At 48.0% G+C, this 8,296-nt stretch carries 7 protein-coding genes and 3 pseudogenes; 5 read left to right on the top strand and 5 right to left on the bottom strand.

Annotation, left to right across the window (positions count from 1 at the left end; all coding sequences use genetic code 11):
* From DXZ20_RS10340 to DXZ20_RS10320, 5 genes and pseudogenes are all read right to left on the bottom strand, one after another.
* A partial coding sequence (locus tag DXZ20_RS10340; protein WP_250565709.1) for a restriction endonuclease subunit S occupies positions 1–690 on the bottom strand: 690 nt, incomplete at its 3' end.
* A gap of 61 nt (positions 691–751) precedes the next feature.
* Positions 752–1,099: pseudogene (locus tag DXZ20_RS10335) on the bottom strand (HepT-like ribonuclease domain-containing protein).
* A complete protein-coding gene (locus DXZ20_RS38480; RefSeq protein ID WP_163697999.1) occupies positions 1,096–1,809 on the bottom strand; it encodes a nucleotidyltransferase domain-containing protein in 714 nt (237 codons plus the stop codon). Before DXZ20_RS38480 ends, DXZ20_RS10335 begins: the two are co-directional and overlap by 4 nt.
* A gap of 25 nt (positions 1,810–1,834) precedes the next feature.
* Positions 1,835–4,579, bottom strand: a complete 2,745-nt coding sequence (locus tag DXZ20_RS10325) for a type I restriction endonuclease subunit R (RefSeq protein ID WP_163697997.1) — start codon at positions 4,577–4,579, stop codon at positions 1,835–1,837.
* A 135-nt stretch (positions 4,580–4,714) separates the two neighbouring features.
* Positions 4,715–4,897: pseudogene (locus tag DXZ20_RS10320) on the bottom strand (DUF4058 family protein); the annotation flags it as partial.
* A 31-nt stretch (positions 4,898–4,928) separates the two neighbouring features.
* Here DXZ20_RS10320 and DXZ20_RS10315 point away from each other — a divergent pair.
* The 5 genes and pseudogenes from DXZ20_RS10315 to DXZ20_RS10295 all read left to right on the top strand — a co-directional run.
* Positions 4,929–5,339 carry an STAS/SEC14 domain-containing protein gene (locus DXZ20_RS10315; protein ID WP_163669711.1) on the top strand — a complete coding sequence of 137 codons (411 nt, stop codon included), beginning with the start codon at positions 4,929–4,931 and terminating at the stop codon, positions 5,337–5,339.
* A gap of 70 nt (positions 5,340–5,409) precedes the next feature.
* A pseudogene (locus DXZ20_RS10310) lies at positions 5,410–5,769 on the top strand (HNH endonuclease); the annotation flags it as partial.
* 205 nt (positions 5,770–5,974) lie between these two features.
* Positions 5,975–6,748 (top strand): ABC transporter permease, encoded by a 774-nt coding sequence (locus DXZ20_RS10305; RefSeq protein WP_163697995.1) that lies wholly within the window; start codon positions 5,975–5,977, stop codon positions 6,746–6,748.
* A 70-nt stretch (positions 6,749–6,818) separates the two neighbouring features.
* Entirely contained in the window at positions 6,819–7,691 is an 873-nt protein-coding gene (locus DXZ20_RS10300) for a hypothetical protein (RefSeq protein ID WP_163697993.1), read from the top strand.
* Positions 7,692–7,694: 3 nt separating this feature from the next.
* A partial coding sequence (locus DXZ20_RS10295; protein WP_250565708.1) for a hypothetical protein occupies positions 7,695–8,296 on the top strand: 602 nt, incomplete at its 3' end.

Genomic DNA, 8,296 nt, shown 5'->3' with positions numbered 1-8,296 from the left:
TAACTCATCCTGGTGGGCTGCACGCCAGTCTTGGGTCAGCTTGCCCTCCACCGCCGCCTTTAGCACTGCCTGACGGTAGCGTTTTAGTTTGAGCTTGAGCTTTTTCAGCAAGTCAACCCCGGCATCCAGTTGGGTGAAAAGTTCCTCGATTTTGTTGACGATGCGATGTTGTTCTGTGAGGGGAGGGATGGGAATCGAAATATTCTTTAAAATCGTTCCATTAATACCTGGTCGAGTTTGTCCTCTAGTTTGTCCCTTAATTTGATCTTTAACCGTTTGCCCTCCCAGTAAGGCAAACATTAAATAGTAAGGATAGATAATCTCTTGATTGACGGTGATTCTATAAACATGCTTAGTAATGATGGCTGTCTCTATATCTTCAGGAACCACACAACAGCGACCTACTGTTGCCATTACAGTGATCAGCACATCTAGAGGTCGCGCTGTATATTTCTCTAACGTCACATATTTTTCATGACTAATTCTGTTCTGTTTCCCTTTGAAAAACTGACCATTTAGAACGTTATCAATACCAATAGCTAAAATGCCTACGTCTTGGAATTCGGAGTGTTTTAAGTTACTACCAAAAGGTCCACTTTGAATAGAGCGAGGCTGTGTAGATGCAAGCTGTTTTACTGTTGCCCATCCCCATCCTCTTGGTAACTTGGGCAGATTTTCATACTCTCCCATTAAGCAACTAACACCTCATTCAACTCCGACAAAATCTCAATAAAATCCATGTTATGCAAACCTAAGTGTTATAGTCTTCTCTGATTTGAGTAATAACCGCCTTCAACACCGGTAAATCCGTTTGCATCGTATCCCAAACCAGCTCCACATCCACATTCCAATATTGATGCACCAAACGATCCCGCATACCAACAATCTGTTTTCAAGGAATCTGATCATACTGCTCTCTAATCTCCTGGGGAATACTTTTCACCGCTTCGCCAATAATCTCAATATTTTTCAAAATCAAAAGTTGTTCATCTTCGGCTTCAGCAAAATCTGCCAACGATAACCCAGCACTCAATCGCTCAATGGCCCCCAGCGCTTTCAAAATATCATTCAAAAACTCAGATAACTCCCGCTGGGTCATACGTATACCACCTCAGCCAGCACCCGCTCTTTCACCTTTGGCTTCAACCCTTGCTTCGTTACCAGGTCTACCTTCACACCCAGCTCATCACTTAGCTGATCGCCCAGTTCCAACAGCTGAAACAAACTCAACCCTGCAGGCCGCTCGATCAAAATATCCAGGTCGCTTGCTGCTGTTTGCTCTCCGCGCACATAGGACCCAAAAATTCCCAGCTCAGCAATATGGTACTTCTCTCGAATCTTAGGCTTCCGCAGCAGCAACATCGCTTTAATATCATCCAATTTGTAAGCTGCTGGCTGCACTGAAATAGTTGTTTCCTTTTCAGATAATTTCTCTAACCCTGCACCCACAAAATCATCCATCTGGGGCAATATCCCCATCAGCTGAGCCTTTAAGTCGGGTATCGTGTTGTGCACAAAATCCCACACCCGATCAGTTGTCACCGCATAATACTCGTCTACCAAACGATTACCGAAGTCAATCGACGTCTGCCAATCTACTGCTGGACAGCTTTGCCTGAAATATTCAGAGACTCGCTCTAACTCCACAGCTAACCGAGACAGCTTAAACTCCACTGCGGACGAGATCAACGGATCGGCTAAAAACGAGGCTCGGTCATGCTTAGCCACTGTCTCTAAAACTGTTTCAATCCGTTCTAAGACAGTCTCTAAATATTCAGATGTCAACGCTAACCGCTGTTGTTCTTTCATCGTCTGACTGTTCTACACTACCCAGCTATGCCGCTAGTATCTGATTCAATTCTGTCAGAATCGTGGGTAACTCTGTCCCAAACAATTGCACCGCCTTCAAAGGGCCCCCTTTCTGATTAAACGGCACATCCTCAAAATCCTCCGACCCAATCTCCAAACTCGTCGCAATATGATCCCGGATCATCACCAGCCATTCCCGCTGCTCGGGCGAAAACCCTCGCCCCAACCCATCCTGCTGAGCCAACCACGTCTCAAATCGCCGATTTACCACCTCCGCAAACGGTTCCAGTACATCTGTTTCGCCAATAGCAAAGCGTACCAGAGAAATCAGGTTGGTCAAAATTTTCTCCGGGCGACCTTTAACTTTCGATACCTCCAGCTGCTCATAGGCCTGCCATAGCTGATCTGCCCTAAACCGATAAGGCGGTTTCTGAATCGCCTCTGCCAGCTGCCGAATCTGATCATAGGAAAGCTGTCGCTGACCATAGGGCAAGTTATACAAAATCTGCAGTGCGGTAATCTCGTCCTTATTGTCCTCAATAAACTGCCGCCAGTTCTGCACCAACGACTCCGCCCGCTCCCGTGCCGCCGCATCAAACCCGGCAGAAATCAGCTCATCCGCACTGACCCGGTCAATGGTTTGCTCCGCATCGGACTGTAGTTCTTTTAATAGCTGACGCAGCTCCGGCGAATCAAAGGGCAAACAGGCTTCCTCCGCCAGTATCTCTGCCGCCTGATCCTGCTCAGCCTCCGATGGCGATTCCGTCTGAAACTGGGTTTTGGCCCGTTCAATTTGCAGATCCGGGTCCGTTGCATCCAATAGACCATTGATAATCTGCTTTAGGGGCTGCCCCGCTGTGGCCTCAATCCGGCTGCGGTCTGCATCGGACAGCTTGCGATCTAACCGGGCCAGTCGTCCTGCTAAAGAAACGATGAGATCGCAATCCTGCTGGCCCTGGGCTACCCCCAGCATCAGCTTGTCAAAGGGGACCGAGCGCTTGCGCTCCAACGGTCGAGAATCGGTTTTATCGCGATCGCATACCCCCACCGCATCCACAATCACAAAGTGGGTCTTATGCTGAGCCCCTTGGGTTATCGCCTGAAAGTCCGTATCGGAAATGGTGCGGGTGCCTCGGCCCTTCATCTGGTCAAAGAAATTGCGCGACTTCACATCCCGCATAAACAGCAAACATTCCAGGGGTTTAATATCCGTCCCGGTAGACACCATATCCACCGTGACCGCAATGCGCGGATTGTAACTGTTGCGAAACTGATTGATCAGGTCTTCTGCCTTTTTGACCTGGTAGGTAATCTTTTTACAAAAATCATTGCCCTTATCAAACTCCTGGCGCACCATCTCCAGAATGTCCTCCGCGTGGGCATCATTCTTGGCAAAGATTAGGGTTTTGGGTACCTCCGTGCGACCGGGGAAAATTTCCATGGGGAGCCGATCTCGAAACGTGCGAATCACCGTACGGATCTGGTCAATGGCCACCACATCCCGATCTAGCTTTTTGCCGGTATAGCTAAGGTCTTCATCCAGCGTCTCCCAGCGCACAGCACGGGTCTTGCGATTGCGCTTATCCACCAAAAAGCCCGCTTCCACCGTACTACCCTGCTCCGTAATCCGGGTACGAATGGGATAGACATCGTAGGGCACATTCACCCCATCGGCCACGGCCCGCTCATGGCCATACTCCATCACCAGATTCTGATTAAAAAAGCCAAAGGTTTGCTTCGAGGGTGTTGCCGTTAAACCTATCAAAAACGCATCGTAATATTCCAGCACCTGCCGCCACAGGTTATAGATCGAACGGTGGCACTCATCGGTAATGATGAAATCAAAGTCCTCAATGGGAAAGTGAGGGTTGTAGCTCACCTCCCTGGGCGGTTCCAAGTCCATACCCGTCTCAAATAGCGATTGTTCTTCTAACGATTCATCCAGTTCTGCCTCGCCCCGCAGCATGGAGTACAGCCGCTGAATCGTCGTAATACACACCTTACTCACCCGATCCAAGCTGTTGGTGGTCATCCGCTGCACGTTGTACAGGTCCGTAAACTTGCGCCCATCATCCGGCGGCACATACTGCTGAAATTCCTTAAAAGCCTGCCGGGACAGGTTCCCCCGATCCACCAGAAACAAGATGCGCTTGGCTCCAGCAAACTTAATCAGACGATAGACAAAGCTCACCGCCGTGTAGGTCTTACCGCTTCCCGTCGCCATCTGGATTAAGGCCCTGGGCCGAGACCGGGCAAAGGACTGCTCCAGGTTGGTAATGGCCTCAATCTGGCAATCCCGCAGACCATCGGTCATCAGTGAGGGCAACTGGCGCAGTCGAGATCGTAACGTATCTGCTTGGGCCAGCCATTCCCCCAAGGTTTCCGGTTTATGAAAGGCAAACACTCGCCGAGAACGATAGTCTGGGTCTCGCGCATCCCGAAAAAACGTTTCAGTGCCTGTACTTTCGTAGGCAAAGGGAGACAGCTGGCGGTCATACCGCAGTCGAGGAGGAATGCCCTCCAAATAGTCTGCCGACTGTTCTGCTACACCGCCCAATGTAGTCCCTTCACTCTTGGCCTCAATCACCCCAACGGCCTTGCGGTTTACAAACAGCAGGTAATCGGCAAAGCCCCCCGTGGCCAGCGGATATTCCCGAACAGCTACACCCACACCAGCCCCCAGGTTCAGACTGAGGTAGTCCTGCACTTGCCAGCCTGCCGCTATCAGCAGGGCGTCTATGGTTTGTCGTGCCTTTTGCTCTGGTTGCATACTGGTTTGCCCAGGGTTTGCTTGTACTCAAATACAGACTATTCCCACAGTCAGACTCTAGCTGTGATTCTCTGCAAAAAATTCAACTAAAGTTGATATTTTTCCGAAGGATTAACTTAAAATCCGCCAAAAGGCTCACATCAACGCACCGGCTATTTCACCACTAATTCTCAATAGCCCATTGCTGGTTTCCTTTTTTAAAGCTGGTTTGGTTGGTGGCTGATAATTAATATGGAAGCTATATCCAGCACGATCATAGATATCATCAAAAGTAGCTTTGAAATTAATTTCGGGTTCTGGATCACTTGGCTTGAGGTGTAAACAAAACGTTCTGTCAAAATTTCAGCCCATGACATCGGTTCAAGTCACCTCCCAAATCAACATTGACCTGGATCAGCTCCTGGTTGGTGTTGCTCAGCTTGAAACGCCTGATCTGGAACGCTTTACTGAGCAAGTTACCCAGCTGCTGGCCCAGCGTAGAGTGAGTAGCCTGCCAGTCCAAGAAACTGAACTACTCCAACAAATTAACCAGGGCTTACCACCAGAAATCCAACAGCGCTACGACCAGTTACAGGCAAAATTACAAGCAGAAACCATTTCCATAGACGAACACCAGAACCTACTGACCCTGATTGACACCGTTGAGCAGGCCGACGCCAAACGCCTGGAAGCCCTGATGACCCTGGCTCAGTTGCGTCAGGTATCCCTGCCCGATCTCATGGCCCAGCTAGACATTGAGCCCCCTCCGGTTCATGCCTAGCGTCTATATTTCTGCAGAACAGCAGCGCCAGATCATCGAACGGGCCAAGCGACGGTGAGAATATTGCAAAAGCTCTATGGACTACGCCTCACAACCCTTTGTCATGGAACACATTATTCCGGTATCTACAGGCGGAGAAACAGCCCTAACGAATCTCGCCTTGGCCTGCGGTGGCTGCAATGGTCATAAATACACCAAAGTGGATGCCATTGACCCGGCAAGTCAGACTAGAGTTGCCCTATTTCATCCGCGTCAGCAGCCCTGGTCAAATCATTTTGGTTGGAGTGCCGACTACCTTAACGGGCTTGGGTTAACCGCTATTGGGCGGGCAACGATAGAAGCATTAAAGCTCAACCGCCCCGGTGTCATCAACTTGCGGCGACTGCTTCTATTGGCAGGGCTGCATCCTCCGAATGAAGGTCAACCATAGGGATGATAGTACGGGTAATAGGGTGCTATGTATTGCTTTAGGTAAGATTGTGGAATGGTTAGGACGGTCAGGTGTCCAATATGATGCGATCTCGAAGCATCTTCTTATCGACTACCAGTTCCCAAACTGACGATTCAACTCAATCCTTGGGCTAAATTTCATTATCCGTCATCATGTAGAAATGCCTATCCCATATAGATTCTGCATGTTTAACCTACTTATTGGCGAATTAAAACGAACGTGGATTCAATTCATTCGTTACCCCAGTGAGATCATTGGCGGGATAATTATTATCACCACCGTTTTTTACGGTCTGTTTGTGAGTGCACAATACATGGCAGGTCCGGCGATCAACTTTGGTGATCGTCTAGATTCTGTCGTGGTGGGCTATGTGTTGTGGACGCTGGCGCTATATATCGTCAATGACATTGCGTTTAATATTCAGGCTGAGGCTCAGACCGGGACTCTAGAGCAGATTTTTCTGTCACCCTTTGCGGCCCCGACAATCTTTTTTGCACGTGCGATCGCAAGTCTAGCCCTACGAATGACCATCATTGTCCTCATCCTGTTTATCCTGATGAGCATTACCGGCAGCCAACTATCGTTTCCGTTAGGACTAGTTTTTCCATTGCTCACACTGTTGATGGCAGCCTACGGTCTTGCTTTTGTTATGGGGTCCTGCGCATTGGTTTTTAAGCGTGTGCAACAGATTTTGCCAATCTTTCAGTTTGCTTTATTGTTCCTCCTGGCAGCCCCCACTGAAGAATGGAGCGGTCGTGCTCGGATAGTTGCAAATTTCTTGCCGATGTTGCCAAGCACAGGGTTACTGCGCGATCTGATGGCTCGTGGAGAAGGATTGGATATATCTTTGCTTGGTATTGCCCTAATTAATGGTGCGGCCTATTTTGGGATTGGTTTACTGGTGTTTGGCTGGGCTGAGCGCCAGGCAAAACGCAAGGGAATTTTGGGCGGATATTAGAAGTTTCCGATAGTGCTAGCTCAAAGAAGATGTGCCATTATTGGGGTAGATTCTCAATAGAGCTAGAGTTATGAAGCTTGCGAGTGTGATAGTGTTACTTGTCTTATCGATAGCTCAATCTGCCCGTGCAGAGCTATTGTTTGATCGAGGATTACCTTTCAAGCACATTAACAATGAGGCTGGAGAAGGGCGTAGTAATGTCCGTTGGGCCGCAGGCTTTGATAATCAAAATTTTTATGGTGACGACTTTTCCATTGGTGAACTTGGAGAACGCTATCGCATTGATCATATTCGCACATGGGTAGTGCTGGGCTATCGAGAAGACGATCTCCCGGCTGAACCCGGTGAAGTGGGTGACTGGTTTAGTGAGGTGAGATTGCTGGGTGGCTTGCCAGCTGCTGAACCTTTGTCAGTAATAGCTTTGGGAGAGCTAACCAAAGGTTCAAGTGTGATCAATAATTCCAATATTGAGCTGAGCCGAGTTACCTATCCCAATGCTACAGGCTCGAATTACCATAATTTTGGTCGAGATATCACTGTTTGGCAGCTTGATTTTTATGATTTGAACTGGGTTGTTGAAGGCGGTAGACGCTATAACTTTTCAGTACAAGGCATGGGACGTCCGCTAGAAAAGCGAGATTATCTGCACGGATGGTACAACCATGCTACTAGTGCTCAGTACAGAGTTTCACCCCAGCAGGGTGCCGACAATCTGATGCTGGTTTTTAGCAATGAAGGTGAATTTGTTCGTGTTGCAGAGGCTGAAGAAAATTGGGATAAACCGTCGGATATTAATATTCAAATCTTCGGTGAGCAGCTGGCAAATAGTGGCTCACTAGCTGTAGATACTCCCAATGCTCTGATAGAGATTACGAATAATCTGTATCAGGCAGAATTAATCTCAGAACGATTTCGTCAATGGCTACTGATTGAGATTGAGTAGGGAGTGACCGATCGTAAATCCATGCTCTTGGCAGCAGTCGCTGAACATGCATTAGAAGAAAATAGTGGCAGCTATTTGCCTGAACAGTATGTAGATGTAGAGCTTTCAACTGAGGATTCCGCGCTAGCAGCAAGTATTTTATCTCGTCTACCAAGTTTCTTGATGGAATTTATCACTGAGTTTGAAGAGACTTATGGAGTATCGACAACAGATGGGTTGTCCGCTGAAAAGAAGGAAGTCTTTTTTCGAGAACTTGAAGCGGCACATGGCTTAAATGGTGAAGACTTTGAAGCACTTATAGTCGAGAGTGTTCAGGGAGTTTTTACTGAATCTTTTGGAGAGCATCACGGTGTGGGGATAACTAATCTTGGAGACGTAGAAGAACAACTTAGCCAGCGCTTGGCAGAACTTGATAGTACCGGCATTCTAGATAGATCTGTATATGATCATTTACAAAATAAGCTCTCAAACTACGAAATTCTATCCACATTTGAACTGTATGAGAGGGCTCTAGACTTAACAATTACTCTAGAAAATCTTCGGCCACCTTACATCAATGAACGATTAGACTCACTGCAGCAAGCAACTATTCTTTTACCTGAGTC

Source organism: Adonisia turfae CCMR0081 (genome assembly GCF_011009555.1).
Taxonomy (GTDB): Bacteria; Cyanobacteriota; Cyanobacteriia; order Phormidesmidales; family Phormidesmidaceae; genus Leptothoe; species Leptothoe turfae.
Note: the sequence above shows the minus strand (reverse complement) of the source record. Positions and strands in the feature narration are given on the sequence as shown.